This is a genomic window from Pedobacter heparinus, assembly GCF_032678725.1.
Classification (GTDB): domain Bacteria; phylum Bacteroidota; class Bacteroidia; order Sphingobacteriales; family Sphingobacteriaceae; genus Pedobacter; species Pedobacter heparinus_A.
Genome location: NZ_JAVTSC010000010.1, coordinates 58,479 through 75,825, shown reverse-complemented (window position 1 = coordinate 75,825; position 17,347 = coordinate 58,479). Strand labels below are relative to the sequence as shown.

The following is a 17,347-nucleotide window of genomic DNA, read 5'->3' as shown; positions in this document are numbered from 1 at the left end:
AAGCATATGAAAGAAATATTGAAACATTATAAATCCACGGTGATTGGTGCATTGCTGCTCTTTATTACTGCGTTTGTTGGCTGTACAGATAAATTTGATGAATTGAACACGCCTGAAAATCAACTGCCTGAAGAGGAAATCAACTCTGGAACAGTTGGACAGGCTTTTGGTTATGCACAATACTACGGCCTGGGTGCTGCTTTTGTTCAGGTACAGGAAAACCTGCATGCCCACCTGTTTGCTCAGTATTTTACCACTAATGTGGCTACCTTTAGTACAGAACGTTATGTTCCTAATGGTACCTGGGTAGATCTTTTCTGGAAAGATTTTTACACCAAACCTGCGCTCATGCAGTTTACAACCGAAAATGTAACCAAAGCCAATAACATGACACTGGCCAATGCCATAGCAAAAGTTTGGCGTGTAGTGATTTATCACCGCATGACTGATTATTTTGGACCGGTGATCTATTCGCAGTTTGGTAACCAGCAAACCAGTGTGGCCTTCGATTCACAGAAGGACATTTACTATGATTTTTTTAAAACCCTGGACGAAGCTGTTGAAGTACTTAAACAAAATCCTTCGGGCAATGCATTTGGTACTTATGACCAGGTTTATGCCGGCAGTGCCGCAAAATGGTTAAAATTTGCCAGTTCTTTAAGGTTAAGGCTGGCAATGCGTCTGGCTTACGCAGACGCAGCCAAAGCAAAAACAGAAGCGGAAAAAGCCATAGTTGATGGTGTTATCTTAACCAACGCCGAAAATGCTGGGGTATTATCCACTCTTAACAGTACCAATATTCTCTCGCGCATCACTTATCTGGTAAATGATTTTCGTGCAAACAGCAGTATGCTAAGCGCGTTAAAAGGCTATAATGATCCGCGTTTAAGCATTTATTATTCTCCTGCCGCTACCGGCGGACAATATGCCGGGCTGCGCAATGGGTTGGCTGCTGCTGACAGGGGCGCGGTTGTAGCACCTACCACGTCATTTGTAGGGCCACAGTGGATAGGAAATCCGCCAAGACCTGGAACGGTAAACCCGACTCTGGTACTTACGGCTGCGGAAGTTGCATTTTTACGTGCAGAAGGTGCTTTACGGAATTGGAACATGGGTACAGGTACAGCCCAGAGTTTTTATAATGAAGGTATCAGCCTGTCACTTACACAAAATGTAACGGGTATCACCAATATACAGATCACAGCTTATCAGAATACCGTTGCCACACCTGCACCTCTGGCAGATAAATGGAATTCTCCGGCGATGAGCAATATTCCGGTATTGTACAATACTGCAGGGAGTTTTGAGTTTCAACTGGAACAGATCATTACGCAAAAATGGCTGGCCATTTACCCCGACGGTTATGAGGCATGGGCAGAACGCCGGCGTACAGGATATCCGAGAGGCTATGCACTCATCGGATCGGATAATCCTGACCTGTCTGCTACAGATCTGGCCAGGAGGGTAATTTACGCACCTTCAGAAGTTACGACCAATAGAGATGCTTATCAGGCAGCACTAGGCTTACTCGGTGGGGCAGATAACATGAAAACCAGGGTATGGTGGGATCAGAAGCCTTTAACAACCTATCCAACGCCAGTAAACTAAACCGTAATCTTATGAAAACACTAAATTTAACGATGAAATGTATTTTAAATGCATTGCTCTGCTCTGCATTATGTGTATCATTTAGTTGTAAACAGGCAGATCTCCAGGAGAAGAAAGGGTCTGAAATTAGCAGTACTCCAGCGGGGCCAATGGGCTTGTTATCTGTGGTGAACCCTGTTCAGCTCAAAAATTTCGATTATCCGGCAGGCAGTACCAACCGGCTTTTCAAGGGAGTAGCCTGTGGAAATTTTGATGGCAGTGGCATTGCCACCATGGCGATTATCAAAAGGGCAACCAGCCATGTAATATTTATGAGGTCGGCGAATGATGGCAGTCATTACCAGATTCCTTTCTCTTTCGATGTGACTTCCGGCAATGATTTTAAAGGGGTTGCTGCCGGAGATATGAATGGTGATGGGATTGATGAACTGATCATTCTGCGAAATGGTGCCGGAATCACCAATATCCTGGTTTACAAGATGCCGCTTAATTTTTCCGGAACAGTCACCTTGCTGGCTTCATTACAAGTGGGCTCAGGGCTTTACAATTTTAAAGGGATCGCGGCAGGAGATTTTGACGGAGATGGTAAAGCCGAAGTTGTAGTAGCGAAAGACGCGCATTCGCAATTTATTTTTTATGCCCTTTCCGGCAGTTCCCTTGTCCTGAAAGGCTATATCAATCTCCCGGATGACCCTACATTAAATCAATGGGGAGGCGTTGCAGCCGGCGATCTGGACGGTGATGGCAAAGCAGAATTTATGGCTGTCAGAAACGGTACTGGCAGTGATGACGATATCCTGGTGTACAAAGTTTCCGGGACGAGCACCTGGACCGTAAATGCAGCGGGGAGCTATAATTATGGAGGTGGAACCACTCATTATCCATGGCTGGGTGTTGCAATTGGTGAATTTGACCAGGATAAAACCAATGGAAAAGAATTTGTCCTTTATAAGAACAGCAGCGCTTATTTCAGCTACCATCATTACAACGGAACAGGTACTGCACCCAGCCTGCTCAGTACTCAGGATTTCTCCAGCGAGACAGCCTGGCCATGGACTGGTATTGCAGCCGGGCAAACCATTATCAACGTTGGCGGTGATCAACTGGTCGGTATAAGACAAAAAACAGGTGGCACTACTCTCGGTGTGTTCGGAGATATTTCAACCAGATTTAACGCTAAAAAACTTAGTTTATCCCGCAATGGTTTCAGTTTTGGCTCTTATTACCAGGCGTTTATGCGAAATGCTGATGGTAGCCTCAACGTGGCTGGCTTAAAGACATTCTGTGAAACTAATAAGATCTACACTTTTGCTTTTATGATGGCAGACCGCTGGATTGATCCTGCTACCGGCACATATTACCCAAAAGGGACAGAGTATAAGGCATTTATTGAATTTTTAGAGCTGCTTAAATCCAGTGGCTCAATTATTAAAGTCATCCCGGTATTGGTTCCTCCAAGTGAAAGTGCTACTGCTCCAAGCTACCTTCCGCAACCAGGCGATTCTCCTTATATTGGTAGTGCGGAACTCGGCTCGGGCATCACTGATGAACGTGCCTTGTTTTCAGGTGGAGCCAGTAATCCAAATGCAAATGATTTCCCGGCCTGGTTCAAGTTGCTTGGTATCCTGGCCAACAAATATCCCAACCTTGCCGGCATCAATATCGACGATTTCGACCACAATACCAATGAGGTCGGGTCTAAAATTTTTACCCGGGTAATGCTGGGTAAAATGATAAAGAACCTGCGTGATCAAAATGAAGATATTGCTTTTATCCCTACGGTTTATTATGCAGTTACCACAGGTCAGAACTGGGTAAGGGAATATACGGATGGTTTTACCTTTTACTTTAGAAATGAAAAAACAAAGAATCCAGCTACAATAGTCCCACCCGATGTGACTAGAACAGGAACTGCTTGGAACATGCATGGGGCGATTGTGCTCCCGTCGTCAGACATCGCCGGCGGATTAAACCTCATCAATACCGAGATTAACGATTTTTCGGCCTGGCAGGCCAATTCAAACCGACTGCTGTTTCTTGGAATTTATGCCTCCACGCATAGCCAGAGTACTACCGCACCAACAGCGTTTACAACGGATAAGATGATGGGTGCTGCAAAGTCGAACCCAAAGGTTCACGGGTTGATGATCTACACCACACAGCAGCCAGCTACACCGATTGGAACAGCTGTTTATTCCAGGTTTAATTCCTGGTGGTAATCAGATTTATATTCGCTATCAAGGGGTGTCCTGCTAAGGGCACCCCATTTTTTATGGTTTACGTACACGTTTTGTAACAATGTCGGTTTATTTTCAAAAGAAAAGTTCCGGAAGCCTTTGATTTTTAAATTATATGATTATTTTCGGTAACGTTAACGTATTTGGGTTAGGTAACAAATACAGACGTTTTATTGCGAATAGTTTATCATTTAACACACATATCAAATGAAACTAAAATTCAGCCTGATCCATGTATTCATGGTCCTGATGTTATTGGGGCAGCTTGAAGCCCATGCCAGCCGGATCTACGGTGGCTTTTATACTGCCGAAAAAATAGCCAATTTACGGAGCAATTGTGACAAGTATGACTGGGCTGCAAAACAAAGGGCCCGGTTTATTGCACAGGCAAAGCCCTGGTTGTCAAAAAGTGATGACGAACTCTGGGCCATGGTTCCCGGACAGGATTTACCTCGTTGTATTGATGTAACTTTTGATCGGCTTACAGATGGTCCAAAATTCCTGGGTTGCCTGAAATGCGGACATGAGATTTCCAAGTATGGAAATTATCCCTACAACCCTGATTTTGCGCATAAGCCATGGAAATTGACCTGTCCTTCCTGCAAATCGGTTTTTCCCACCAATGATTTCGGTAAATACTACCAGACTGCACTTGATGAACACGGATTGTTTAATCCGGCTAAAGGGGATAAAAGCCTGCTTTATAACCTGGCGCACCCTGATCCCAAAGACCCACTTCATAAATATGGTGTAGACGATGGTTTTGGTTATGTCAATGAACAAGGGCGGGCATACCGTTTTATTGGTTACTATACCTGGAAATATTGGAGAGAGCTCAACAACGGGCTAAATGCGCTTGCCGATGCTTTCTTATATACCGGAGATAAACGTTACGCACACAAGGCAGCCATTTTGCTGGACCGCATCGCCGACGTCTATCCTGATATGGATTGGGAACCTTATTCCAAAAGAGGCTGGTACCATTCCGATGGTGGCAGCAACAAAGGCAAAATAGAAGGTTCTATATGGGAAACAAATGTGGTACAAAGGTTTGCAGATGCATACGATAAGATCCTGAGTGGCACAACAGATGACCCTTCGCTTTATTTATTTTTACAAAAACAAGCCCGGAAATATCAGCTGCCCCAGGCCAAAGGAACACGGGAACTGTTTGTAAAAAATGTAGACAACGGAATATTACGTACAGCAGTTAAGGCGGTGTTTTCAAAACAGATCCGTGGCAATCAGGGCATGCATCAGTTAACTGTGGCCAGGTGTGCAATAGCTTTAAATATCCAGCCTGAAACCACCGAATGGCTCGACTGGTTATTTGTACGTGATGGGGGAGATATTCCGGGCCTGATGATCCGTAATTTTGACAGAGATGGAACTACGGACGAAGGTGCTCCTGGATATACCTTTATGTGGGGAAACCTGGTCTCCGAACTTGGGAAGTTGCTGGCCGATTATAAAGGTTATACCAAACACAATATTTTTGCTGAATACCCCCAGTTCAGTGCGACCTTTATGGCGGCCTACCGCATGTCTGTATTGGGCATTTCAGTGCCCAATATCGGTGACGCAGGTGCTACTGGTGAAGTCTCCAACAGCTATATCAATCCTAATTTTATTGCCCAGGGATATTTTTATACAAGGGATCCGCAGATGGCCATCGCTGCCTACCGGGCAAATGGCAATTCTGTTAAAAGGCTGGGAATGGACATCTATTCCAAAGATCCTGAATCACTCAGCAGGGAGATTAGCAATATTGTAGAAAAAAACAACCAAGGTGACGGGAGATCCGGGCTGATGACGGGATTTGGCCAGGCCTCGCTGGAAATTGGTAAAGGAACTTCTGGAATTGCACTGGCCGGTAATTTTGGACGTACCATCAAACATGCCCATCCTGATTTGCTCAATTTCGATTTACTGGCATTCGGCAACTGGCTGGCCCCGGATCACGGATATCCGGAATATGCAACCAGATGGCCAAGCAACAATGAATGGACCGGGAGTACCCTTTCGCATAACCTGGTATTTGTAAACGGACATCCCCAAAAAGAAGTATGGGGAGGCCATACCCGAATGTTTAAACAGCTGGGAGGGTTTGGGGCTTTTGAACTTGATGGGAAAAAAGCTTACCCGGATGTAAAGGACTACAGCCGTACCATGGTGTTGATCGGAGGGCCGGATACCAGCAATGCCTATGCAATAGACATATTCCGGGTATTGGGTGGCCAGGACCATGTGTACAGCTTTCATGGTCCACCCGGAACCATCAGCAACGAAGGATTAAATCTTACAGCCCAGGAGGGTGGAACTTATGCCGGTCCTGAAGTTGCAAAGGGTACACTTGCAAAGGGCTTTCCAATTGGCTATTCGCATTTATACAATGTTAAAAGGGATATCAAACCTCCCGGACAGTTTATGCTCGACTGGAAAGTGGCTGCCGGTTACAGAAATGTTAAGGAAGCGGATCAAGTGCATTTGCGCATGTACACGTTAAACCAGGCAGACGATGTAGCATTGGCCGATGGTGACCCACCACAAAATAAACCCGGTAATCCTAAAACGCTGGGTTATGTGCTCCTGCATCGTGCAGCACCGGTACTGAACAGTAATTTTGTCAGTTTATTTGAACCTTATAAACAAAGCCCTTTTATTAAATCTGTAAAACGTCTGGACGATGGCAAAAGCATGCAGGTATCGCTAAAAGTAGAGCATGTAAACGGAACGGTAGACTACATCCTCTATAATCCGGATTCCACGCAAACCATGAGAACCGCTGATGGCGTAAAAATGGACGGGGTTCTTGGATATGTAAGGCAAAAACAAGGCAAGCCCGTCAAAGGGGTTTTGCTGAACGGAAAGCAGCTCAGCTATGCAAATATGAACCTGACAGCTGCAGGACCGGTGAAGGGGAAAGTGGTGAAAATGAATAGAGAACTGAAGGGAGGGGGTTGGCTGCTGGTTGATAAAGCCCTGCCAACTGACGGAAGTATGAGCGGGGCGCAGCTCATCATAGATACCAAAGGTAACCGGGATGCCTGTTATTCCATCGTTGAAGTAAAACGGGAAGGTAATTTAACCAGGGTTTATTGTGGACCCATTACTTTTATCAGCGATTACAAGGGTAATGATTATCAAGGCGGGTACTTATATGATTTTGAAGAAGGAGCTGCATTTACGATCACCAGTCATGAAACATGGCAGTAAAAAAGCAGCAGAGGCTATATTTTCAGAAAATAAATTTGAAAATATAGAATATACTCCATACCTTACGGGTACGTTACCGTTACACCCATCTTTTAAGCTGTTAAATGCGCGTAAAATTAGGTGAGGAAATGGTTTATACGATATTTAACACATAAATAATTAAAACTAAAAAAATGAAGAGTGTTTTTGTTGGCAGACATGTCCGTTTATCCGTTCTGTTTACTTTATTCGGTGCAACTTGTCTGGCGCAGCGTTACCCAGGGCCGCTTTCTCCGGAACAGTCCATGGGCAAATTGAAAATTGCGAATGGTTTTAAGGTGCAGTTGTATGCTGCAGAGCCCCATGTCCTTGATCCGGTAGCCTTGGAATTTGACGAACAGGGCAATGCATATGTAGTGGAAATGCCCGATTATCCTTATGAAGTTGAGCCTGGAAAAGGAAAGGGCCGCATCCGTATTTTAAAAGATACCAATGGAGATGGCCGTGTAGATAAATCCATCATATTTGCAGAGAACGTTACTGAAGCAACCAGTATTTTACCTTGGAAAGGTGGCATTATTGTAACTGCAGCACCCAACATCCTTTATTTAAAAGATACTAACGGAGATGGAAAGGCCGACGTTAGGGAGATACTTTTTTCCGGATTTTTTCAAAACAATTCAGAAGCGCAGGTAACAAGTCTGCGATTTGGCGTAGACAACTGGATTTACGCCAATAACCGCGGACAAAGTGGAATGGTTACTTTTAGCAAAACCCCGGACGCAGCACCTGTTTCGGTAAGGGGAGCTGATTTCAGGTTCCGTCTGGACAGGAACCAGTTTGAACTGGAAACAGGACCAGGCCAATTTGGACAAACCATTGACGACTGGGGGCACCGGTTTTTTACAGAAAACTCTATTCACATTCAGCAATCGATCATTCCATGGAGATATACCCACAGACATCCTTATCTGGGCCTTTCTAAATTTGTAGTAAACATTTCTGATCATCAGGAAATCATGTTTAACGAAACCCCACCTCCATACTGGCGTGCCGAAAGAACCGCCAGGCGTAACAAAGCTTTCAAGGAGGCAAATATGAAAAATATAGAGTATGCAGAGGGTCGTTTCACTGGTGCTTCAGGTGGAACGATATATACTGGTGATGCTTTTCCTGCAGCATACCAGGGTAATTTTTTCGTAACGGATGTGTCTGGTAACCTGGTGCATAGAGATATACTTAGTGTGGTAGATAAGAGTCCTGTTATGGTTGCCAAACGTGGTGATCAGGAGAAAGATAAAGAGTTCTTATCTTCTACAGATACCTGGTTCCGTCCGATAACCTTTACAACCGGCCCGGATGGCTATTTGTATTTGCTGGATTATTACAGGCAACACATCGAAACGCCGGTTTCCATAGACGATGACCTTAAAGCAGATATGGACTTTATGGCCGGAAGTGACAAAGGCCGGATTTACCGTATTTTGCCTGGCAATGCCAGTGCTAAAAATGTAAAAATTGACCTGAAAAATACCAGCAGTGCTAAACTTGTTGCGGTACTTGAAAATCCAAATGGCTGGTGGAGAAGCCAGGCGCACCGCCTGCTGATTGAACGGGGCGATAAGTCGGTGATCCCTACGGTAAAGGCACTGTTTAATAACAGTAAAGATGCTAAAGCCAGACTCCGCGCTTTATATGTGCTGGAAGGATTAAATGCCTTAGATGCAGCGGTTGTAAAAAAAGCATTGCAGGATGCTGAGCCTGGGCTACGTGAAAATGCAGTGATGCTGGCCGAGCGTTTCCCTGAATGTTTGCCACAGGTGATACAAATGACCAATGATCCGGCAAACAGGGTAGCTTTTCAGGCAGCACTTAGTTTAGGCGAATTCAATGGCGCAACTGTTGCACCTGCGCTGGCAAAGGTAGTTGCCCAATACGGACAGGATTCCTGGTTCAGAACAGCTGTTTTAAGTTCAAACGCAGGTTCTTCAGCGGAGTTGTTGAAAGCATTACTGCAGCAGGATTCTTTTACGCAAAAAGAAGAGCCATGGAAACTTACTTTTCTTGAAGACTTGTCCGCAATCGTTGCTGCAAGAAATAAAAAAGAGGAGGTCAGTGCTTATCTGGAAACCTTATCACAGCCTGCTTTGGAAAAAGGCAGCTGGCAGACCTCCCTGTTAAAGGGCTTGAAAAAAGGCTTGAGCAAAGCTACAAATCCACAATTAAAGGAGGCAGCGGGCAGTCTGAAAACTGATTCGGCAGCAGACATTAAGGCTGCTATTTTAAAATTGAAAGCCTTGTATTAATTAAAATTTATAAATCACAGCAGCCAGTTTAAGCTGGCTGCTGAAAAATAAAAAACGATAGAGATGAAGGATAAAACTTGTTCCCGCAGAAAATTTATAAGTAAATCGTTATACCTGGGCTCGATGTTTTTTGGCGGGGCCCTTTTACTTGGATCCGGTGCAATAGCCAATGACAAAACTACGCCTGACCAGGACCCTAAGCAAGTAAAAAAGGACCCTTGCGACGACATGACAGGTGTGAGTCCGGCAGAGCTTGCCAAAAGAAAAAAACTGGCTTACGTAAACAAATCTCCAATAGAAGACAGCCATTGCAGCAATTGCGCGCTATACCTGCATCCGGCAAAAGGTAAGGCCTGTGGCGGATGTGTATTGTTTAAAGGCCCTGTTCGCCCTACTGGCTATTGTGCCTACTGGGCTCCGATTAGTGAATAGTATTTAACTCCTATGATGAAGAAAGTACTTTTAATGTTGTTTTTGAGTAGTGGCTATTTCCCGGGTTTTGCCCAAAATAACCGCTCGTCATCAGTTAATCCTAATAAACCTTTGGCTATTAAATATATAGGAGCTGCTAAAGCAACCGGCGGTTCTTTAGCAGTGGTGGTTAATGAACTCCCCCTGGCCCATACCTCACAGTTTTTGCCCTTAAACAAAAACGGGGTTTTGGTAGGTAAAAATGACCTGGACAAACAGATGAACCAGGTTTTTGAGAACGTGTCTCTTGCATTGAAAGCTGCAGGCAGCAATAGCGAACAGCTGGTTAAAATTAACATCTGCATTGCACAACCTGAATTGTTGGTTAAGGTTAAGGAAAATCTCAATACGCGTTTCAAGACCGGGAAAAAACCGGCAATCAGTTTTGTATCGGGCGATCTGATTCACCCTGATGCGCTGGTTGGCATGGACGTCATTGCGGTAGCCGCATCAGCTGCCGATAAAAAAGTGAAGTATTTAAAACCCGAAAACCTTGCCGGGCCTAAACAGCAGGCCCAGGTGGCCGTTTTACCGGCAGGAGGTGTGGTATACGTTTCAGGACAAGCTGCAAAAGGGAAAATGGCCGAGGCTACACGGGAGACGCTAAAACAATTAGGGGCCACGTTAGTACATTTAGGGTTGGATAAATCGGATATCGTCCAAATCAAATCCTTCATTTGTCCTGCCAGCGACATCAGGATTGTTGAGCAGGAAATGGCCACTTTTTTTGCCGGCCATACCATTCCGCCAACTGTATATGTCGATTGGCTCAGTAATGATCCTGTTATCGAAATTGAGCTGATTGCGGCATCTCCCAGCCCGCAAAAACCAGCGGCGCAAATGGACTTTATTACCCCTCCAGGCATGACGGCATCGCCTGTATACAGCAAGGTTACCAGGGTCAATTATGGTAAAAAAGTATATTTTTCCTCAATGTACGGTGAAAGTTCAGGCGATGCAAAGACCGAGGTAGCCGGGATATTTACAGAAATGGGACAAATTGCAAAACAAGCGGGTACAGACTTCAGTCACCTGGCCAAGGCTACCTATTATGTAGCCAACGATAGCACCAGCAACGAGTTGAACACCATCAGACCAAAATATTATAAAGCCGACCGTCCGCCGGCTGCCTCCAAGGCTAAAGTAAAGGGCGTTGGTTTAACAGGTAAAGGTATTTGTATAGATATGATCGGCGTATGTTTTTAACAAAGAAAATGGTGTTACTGTTGTTCCTATTGCAGGCCGGACATCTCCTGGCGCAAAGCAATGACCCAGCGATTAAAGTTGCGCTGAAAGTCATTCCCGGCTTACAGTTCGATGTGGTGAGGTTTACTGTAAAGCCCGGGGCCGCCGTAAAGCTGGACTTTACCAATACGGACGACATGAGCCATAACTTCTTAATTACAAAGCCCGGAACCAGGCTGGATGTCGTAAATGCTGCTATGCAGTTAGAAGAAAAGGGACCAGCTATGAATTATATCCCAAAATCTTCAAACATATTGTGGGCTATTCCAATCCTGACACCTGATCAAACCAAATCGCTGAGCTTTAAAGCGCCATTGCAGCCTGGCGCCTATCCTTATGTATGCACCTTTCCAGGGCATGGCTTTATCATGTATGGAGTAATGTATGTGAATGCGGATGGGAAAATGCCTGATCTTAAAAGCGATCCGAACATTCCCCCATCCCGGCAGGAAGATAAACAAATGGCAATGGGTAAAACCGATATGCAGCACATGCATCATAACGAAAAACCTGCAGCAGATCATCCTTATGCACTCATATCTCCCTATTTATACCGTATTTTTATGGATGATGCCGGCCCGGCAGCGATAGCCGTAAGCTTACCTCAAAATTTGTCCTATTGCTGGGATGCGGGGGTATGCAGGTTACGCTACGCCTGGAAAGGCGGATTTCTGGACAACGCCGCCATTTGGAAGGGGCATGCAGATGCCGCTGCAAAAATCATCGGAACAGTTTTTTACCGTGACAAAACTACCTATCCCTTGCGGATCGGAAATCCAGATGAAATTCCTGTTGCCGAATATAAGGGCTACCGGTTGATAGACAGGTATCCTGAATTTCATTATACGCTCAATGGTATAGATGTTTATGAACTTATTTTACCTAAACAGGACGGCAAAGGCTTGATCTGTAAGTTCAGGATACCTAATGCAAAGCAGGAAATCTGGTTTGCTGCGGGTACAAATGATGAAGCTGCGACATATGAAGTTTCCGCAGGGAGCTGGGAGCGGGAAAAGCTGCGGCTCAGTCCGGCGCAGGCCAGGGAATTCAGCATCACTATAACCAGCTATCCTTTAATTTACAGTAGAAAAAAATAAGCAGATGAAATTAAAGAACATAACCTGCCTGGTAAGTTTATTTGTTATAAGTGCTGTATCTGCTCAGGTTAAAAAGGAGAAGGAACCCTACACTGTGGAAACCATCCAGATGCCCGAAGGCCTAACCTGTGAAACCGGCGGACTTGATTTTTTACCGGATGGCCGCCTGGTGGCGTGTTTTATCCGTGGGGAAGTGATGATCTATGAGCCCAAAAGTAAAGCCTGGACCTTATTTGCGGAGGGCTTACATGAGCCCCTGGGTATTATGGCGGTCAGTAACACGGAAGTTTTAGTGATGCAGCGTCCGGAGCTTACCAGGATCAAAGACACAGATGGTGACGGAAAAGCTGATGTATATGAAAAGGTAACCGATGATTTTGGTCTTTCGGGAAATTACCACGAATTCAATTATGGTCCTGTAAAAGATAAAAAAGGCAATATTTTCATCGCCTTAAACACCGCATCCCCGGGCGGTGCAGTTAAGCCAGAGATCAGAGGGAAATTCAATCCCTTAGGTAGGGACATGCAGCCCGGCCGGTATGAAATGTATTCCGTAGTACCCTATCGTGGTTGGGTAATGAAGCTTGGCGCTGATGGCAAACTGGAACCTTATGCCTCGGGTATGCGCTCTCCAAATGGTTTAGGTTTTGATCAGCAGGACAACCTGTTTGTAACCGATAACCAGAGTGATTGGGTAGAAACCAGCACGTTGTACCATGTGGAACAAGGAAAATTTTACGGTCATCCGGCCAGCCTGGTTTGGAATAAAGACTGGAAAGCTGAAAATCCATTTGCGCTGCCTATAGAAGAACTGGCCCGGATGCGTACAAAAGCTGCGGTTTTATTTCCGCAGGGAATTATGGCCAACTCGCCCACACAACCGCTTTGTGATGTTACCGGAGGTAAATTCGGTCCTTTTAAAGGGCAGTTATTTGTAGGGGAAATAAACAGGGACCGCATTGTGCGGGTAATGCTGGAAAAGGTAGGCGGTCAACTTCAGGGTGCCTGTATCCCTTTTATCGATGGACATGGCTTGAGAAAGGGCAATAACCGGCTTGCATTTGCTCCGGATGGCAGTTTATGGGTAGGACAGATTGCTTATGGCTGGGGCGGAGATCTGGGCATACAACGGATTGTGTATAACGGAAAAGCACCGGTTGATGTGTACAGCATGAGCCTCACAAAAGATGGCTTTGACTTAACCTTTACCCAGCCTGTAAATAAAACCGAGGCCATGAATGCGGATAATTATAAATTCAGGCATTATTATTATAAATACCAGCGGAAAGACAAAAGTCAGGGAGTTGACAATTCCGATCAGAGAGATATTCAGGATGTTGGCGTTACTGCCATTAAAGTGTCTTCCGATCAAAAGAAAGTATCCGTAAAATTGGCCACATTAAAGGCAGGCTATGTATATGAACTGAAGCTTGGTAACCTGAGCAGCAAAGAAGGTACGCCTTTGGCCAACAAACTGATCTGTTATACACTCAATAAACTCATTACCAATTGAACCCAATCAACCGGCTTTCTTTTATTAAAAATACAGCTGTTTCAGCAGCCGGTGTTTTGCTGGGAAACCGGCTGGAGGGATTTGCGCCGGGCCATGAAGCTACCTCGTCCAGCTATGATGTAGTTCAGGAAATATTGAAATACCCTAAGATCGATGCCTATGCCCATGCCTATCTTCAGGATGCACAGGCAAAAGTACAAATGGGTTATGCAGATAACCTGGGCATCGAAAAGCTCTTTATATCGGTGCCTATTGCCAAAAAAATGGGCGAAACACCTGATGAGATCAGCGCTTATAACAACCTGGTGCTTAAGGCCGTGAAACGGCATCCCGACAGGTTGATCGGGCAGCTGACCATAAATCCTGTACATCAGAAAGAATCAATAGAAGAGATCAGGCGTTGTACCGGCGAGGGGATGATCGGCATGAAAATTTACAACCAGGTCAGGATCAATAACCCCTTATTTTATCCGGTAATAGAAAAGTTCATTGATTATAAAATGATCATCCATGTGCATGGTGAAAGCCAGCTTGGAGTTGGTGGCTACCGTATGAAATATGATGTGAAGACCACGCCTGATATCTCAGTGCCGGAGGATTTTGTGGACATGGCTGTAAGATATCCCGAGGCCATGTTTCAGTACGCGCATATCGGCGGGGGCAGCGACTGGGAGTATGCCTGTAAAGCATTTAAAAACTATCCTAATATTTATGTAGATACCGGTGGCAGCAATAATGAAGAAAACATGCTGAGTTTTGCCGTAAAAACGCTTGGTGAAGACCGGGTGTTATTTGGTTGTGACGGGGCCTATTTCCAGGGAGTGGCTAAAATTGTCGCTGCAGATTTAACAGCAGGCCAGAAGCAAAAGGTATTTTTTGACAATTACAACCAGATGTTAAAGAAGTCAGGAAGAAATATCAGGTAATTTATTGAACAGACAGCTATGATCAACCGAAGAAAATTTATCAATGCCAGTACCCTTTCTGCCGCAGGTATGCTGCTATCCGGAGCCTTACCTGCTAAAGCCGCTGTAACTGAAAAGGAGAGCTTCCTTGCTGGAGAAGGGGCGGCTTATGACCCCGTTAAAGAAATTTTAAAATACAAAAAGATAGATGCGCATAACCATGTGCACCTGTTTAACGGCGGCCCGGAAGAGAATATAGAATTTGCGGAGAAATTTGGCATTACCAAAATGATCATCTCCAGGCCAATAACCAGCGGAGAGGGGACCCCAAAAGATTTCAGGGGCTATAACGACCTGGTGTTAAAGGTGATGAAACAATTTCCTGACCGGTTTACCGGGCAGCTTACCTTAAATGTAAATTACCAGAAAGAATCGCTCGAAGAAATCAAACGCTGCATAGGCGAGGGGATGATCGGCCTAAAAGTATATCACCAGGTTAAAATTAATGACCCGCTTTTTTACCCCATTATAGAGAAATTTATTGAGCTGAAAATGATCATCCACATGCATGCCCATTGTCAGCTGGGTTTTGGAGGATACCGGATGAAATACGACACCAAAAGTAAACCCAATACTTCCATTCCTGAAGATTTTGTCGACATCGCCGGGAGGTATCCCGAAGCCATGTTCCAATATGCGCACATTGGCGGAGGTGGAGATTGGGAGTATGCCTGTAAATCATTCCGGAACCATCCGAACATTTACGTTGACGTTTCTGGCAGTAACAACCCTGAAAATATGGTGGATGCCGCCTTGAACATACTGGGAGAGGATAGGTTATTTTTTGGAACGGACAACTGTTATTACCAGAGCGTAGGAAAAATACTTTGTTCCAACCTGACAGAAACGCAGCGAAAAAAGATTTTTTTTGACAATTATAATAACATCCTGAGAAAATCGGGTAGAAATTTTTAATGTAAACACACACCAATGAACCGAAGGAAATTTTTTGCCAGCACCGGCCTGTCAGCAGCCGGGCTGATGGTATCAGAAAGCCTTTTCGGACTAGATCCAAAAGCAAGGGCCGGGCAGAACTGGACAGCGGAGTTGCCAGGTAAGTATGACCTCATGAAAGAAGTGATGAGGTATCCTAAAATTGATGCCCACGTACACGTAGATCTTGGCAACAGCAATCCGGAAGCACAAAAGAAGTTTGCTGAAATCCTTATCGACTATGCAGAGCGGCTCAACATCCGGAAACTGATCCTTTCCAAGCCGGTAACACGGCTGATTAAAGGGATACCCGATCCCAGCCCCGAAGCATTTATTGACCACAATAACATCATCCTTGGCGTGATGAAACACCATCCTGATAAGTTTACCGGGAGCTTTACCTTTAACCCTGTGCACTTGAAAGCATCTTTGGATGAGATCAAAAGATGTGTTGACCAGGGCATGGTTGGTGCCAAAACCTATTACCAGACTAAAATTAATAACCCTGCATTCTATCCGATCGTTGAAAAGATGATCGATCTGAAAATGATCATCCATACCCATGCCGAAACACAGTTGGGTGTGGGTGGCTACCGCATGAAATACAACGGCAGGAAACCGGAACAGGTATCCATACCGGAAGATTTTGTAGACATTGCCAAAAGATATCCTGAGGCCATGTTTCAGCATGCACATATCGGTGGTGGTGGTGATTGGGAATACATGTGTAAGGCTTTAAAGCACAGTCCAAACGTATATGTAGATACTTCGGGAAGTAACAATGAAGAGCACATGATTGACTTTGCGCTGCAAGAACTTGGTGAAGACCGCCTGTTGTTCGGCTCAGACAATTGTTACTACCAGAGCGTGGGTAAAATCCTGGCTTCAAACCTGACGGAGGCCCAGAGAAAAAAGATATTTTTTGAAAACTTTAACAATATTCTAAAAAAAGGAGGACATCATGTTGATTGATATTAATGCATATGTTGGCCACTGGCCATTTCAGCAGCTGAAATACAATACCTGTGAAGGGCTGCTGGGCCGGATGAATAAATTCGGTGTCGACGTTTCTGTCATCAGCAACCTGAATGGGATATTTTATAAAAACACAGGTTCGGCAAACGAAGAATTGTACGATGAGATCAGGTCTAACCGGAAGTTTAACGGCCGGTTTATTCCTTTTGGCGTAATTAACCCTATTTATGCCGGCTGGAAAGACGATCTGGAGGTTTGTGTAAAGAAATATGGTTTTAAAGGAATCAGGATCTACCCCAAATACCATGATTTTGGCATTACCGATCCGGCATGTATTGAGCTGGTAAAGCGGGTGCGCGACTATGGCCTGCCGGTAGCATTTAATTTTCGCATGGTCGATAGCAGGCAGCGTTCGTGGATGGACATTGATTATGTGGTGGGAACGCCAAAGCCGGAATGGAACCTGAAAAACATCTTGCCGATTATCAAGGAAGTTCCTGATGCCAAATACATGATCCTGAATTTTGCCAACAATACCGGGTTGAATGAAGAGGAAATGTCAATTGTAAAAAAAGCGGATCTGTTGTTCGATACTTCGGGCAGGGCCATTACCAACATGGCCGAATTTATAGGCAGATATGGTAAAGATAAGTTTGCTTTTGGCACTCATGCACCGATTTTGGATTACCTGAGCGGGCAATTGCGTATCGAATCATTAGAAGCCGCTGAAGCAGACGAGCAGACCAAGGAACTGCTGAGATCAGGAAATGCGAAAAAAATGCTGGGAATATAATTTTCTGAT

At 44.9% G+C, this 17,347-nt stretch carries 12 protein-coding genes; all 12 read left to right on the top strand.

The features are described 5' to 3' along the window. Window positions 1-6 precede the first annotated feature (6 nt). The 12 genes from R2Q85_RS15570 to R2Q85_RS15515 all read left to right on the top strand — a co-directional run bounded on the left by R2Q85_RS15570 (window position 7) and on the right by R2Q85_RS15515 (window position 17,338). The gene (locus tag R2Q85_RS15570; protein WP_316812724.1) at window positions 7-1,608 is read left to right on the top strand and encodes a SusD/RagB family nutrient-binding outer membrane lipoprotein; all 1,602 of its coding nucleotides are present in this window, start codon (window positions 7-9) and stop codon (window positions 1,606-1,608) included. An 11-nt stretch (window positions 1,609-1,619) separates the two neighbouring features. Further along, a complete protein-coding gene (locus R2Q85_RS15565; RefSeq protein WP_316812723.1) occupies window positions 1,620-3,827 on the top strand; it encodes a VCBS repeat-containing protein in 2,208 nt (735 codons plus the stop codon). A 225-nt stretch (window positions 3,828-4,052) separates the two neighbouring features. Further along, the gene (locus R2Q85_RS15560; RefSeq protein WP_316812722.1) at window positions 4,053-7,061 is read left to right on the top strand and encodes a heparinase II/III family protein; all 3,009 of its coding nucleotides are present in this window, start codon (window positions 4,053-4,055) and stop codon (window positions 7,059-7,061) included. A gap of 173 nt (window positions 7,062-7,234) precedes the next feature. Then, entirely contained in the window at window positions 7,235-9,346 is a 2,112-nt protein-coding gene (locus R2Q85_RS15555; RefSeq protein ID WP_316812721.1) for a PVC-type heme-binding CxxCH protein, read from the top strand. A gap of 63 nt (window positions 9,347-9,409) precedes the next feature. Then, a complete protein-coding gene (locus R2Q85_RS15550) occupies window positions 9,410-9,778 on the top strand; it encodes a high-potential iron-sulfur protein (protein ID WP_316812720.1) in 369 nt (122 codons plus the stop codon). Window positions 9,779-9,790: 12 nt separating this feature from the next. Further along, window positions 9,791-11,023 (top strand): RidA family protein, encoded by a 1,233-nt coding sequence (locus R2Q85_RS15545; protein ID WP_316812719.1) that lies wholly within the window; start codon window positions 9,791-9,793, stop codon window positions 11,021-11,023. Further along, on the top strand, window positions 11,014-12,159 hold the full coding sequence (locus tag R2Q85_RS15540) for a plastocyanin/azurin family copper-binding protein (RefSeq protein WP_316812718.1): 1,146 nt from the start codon (window positions 11,014-11,016) through the stop codon (window positions 12,157-12,159). The genes R2Q85_RS15545 and R2Q85_RS15540 overlap by 10 nt, the downstream gene beginning before the upstream one ends. 4 nt (window positions 12,160-12,163) lie before the next feature. Beyond that, entirely contained in the window at window positions 12,164-13,672 is a 1,509-nt protein-coding gene (locus R2Q85_RS15535; RefSeq protein ID WP_316812717.1) for a hypothetical protein, read from the top strand. Next, entirely contained in the window at window positions 13,669-14,598 is a 930-nt protein-coding gene (locus tag R2Q85_RS15530) for an amidohydrolase family protein (protein WP_316812716.1), read from the top strand. Before R2Q85_RS15535 ends, R2Q85_RS15530 begins: the two co-directional genes overlap by 4 nt. 18 nt (window positions 14,599-14,616) lie before the next feature. After that, on the top strand, window positions 14,617-15,552 hold the full coding sequence (locus tag R2Q85_RS15525; protein ID WP_316812715.1) for an amidohydrolase family protein: 936 nt from the start codon (window positions 14,617-14,619) through the stop codon (window positions 15,550-15,552). 15 nt (window positions 15,553-15,567) lie between these two features. Next, entirely contained in the window at window positions 15,568-16,542 is a 975-nt protein-coding gene (locus tag R2Q85_RS15520) for an amidohydrolase family protein (protein WP_316812714.1), read from the top strand. Continuing rightward, window positions 16,532-17,338 (top strand): amidohydrolase family protein, encoded by an 807-nt coding sequence (locus R2Q85_RS15515; RefSeq protein WP_316812713.1) that lies wholly within the window; start codon window positions 16,532-16,534, stop codon window positions 17,336-17,338. Before R2Q85_RS15520 ends, R2Q85_RS15515 begins: the two co-directional genes overlap by 11 nt. The last annotated feature ends 9 nt before the right edge of the window (window positions 17,339-17,347 follow it).

What these genes read in the sequence shown, in the direction of transcription:
- R2Q85_RS15535 (WP_316812717.1), top strand. Translation starts at nt 12,164, where the DNA reads ATGAAATTAAAGAACATAACCTGCCTGGTAAGTTTATTTGTTATAAGT.
- R2Q85_RS15545 (WP_316812719.1), top strand. Translation starts at nt 9,791, where the DNA reads ATGATGAAGAAAGTACTTTTAATGTTGTTTTTGAGTAGTGGCTATTTC.
- R2Q85_RS15515 (WP_316812713.1), top strand. Translation starts at nt 16,532, where the DNA reads ATGTTGATTGATATTAATGCATATGTTGGCCACTGGCCATTTCAGCAG.
- R2Q85_RS15525 (WP_316812715.1), top strand. Translation starts at nt 14,617, where the DNA reads ATGATCAACCGAAGAAAATTTATCAATGCCAGTACCCTTTCTGCCGCA.
- R2Q85_RS15560 (WP_316812722.1), top strand. Translation starts at nt 4,053, where the DNA reads ATGAAACTAAAATTCAGCCTGATCCATGTATTCATGGTCCTGATGTTA.
- R2Q85_RS15540 (WP_316812718.1), top strand. Translation starts at nt 11,014, where the DNA reads ATGTTTTTAACAAAGAAAATGGTGTTACTGTTGTTCCTATTGCAGGCC.
- R2Q85_RS15555 (WP_316812721.1), top strand. Translation starts at nt 7,235, where the DNA reads ATGAAGAGTGTTTTTGTTGGCAGACATGTCCGTTTATCCGTTCTGTTT.
- R2Q85_RS15520 (WP_316812714.1), top strand. Translation starts at nt 15,568, where the DNA reads ATGAACCGAAGGAAATTTTTTGCCAGCACCGGCCTGTCAGCAGCCGGG.
- R2Q85_RS15565 (WP_316812723.1), top strand. Translation starts at nt 1,620, where the DNA reads ATGAAAACACTAAATTTAACGATGAAATGTATTTTAAATGCATTGCTC.
- R2Q85_RS15570 (WP_316812724.1), top strand. Translation starts at nt 7, where the DNA reads ATGAAAGAAATATTGAAACATTATAAATCCACGGTGATTGGTGCATTG.
- R2Q85_RS15550 (WP_316812720.1), top strand. Translation starts at nt 9,410, where the DNA reads ATGAAGGATAAAACTTGTTCCCGCAGAAAATTTATAAGTAAATCGTTA.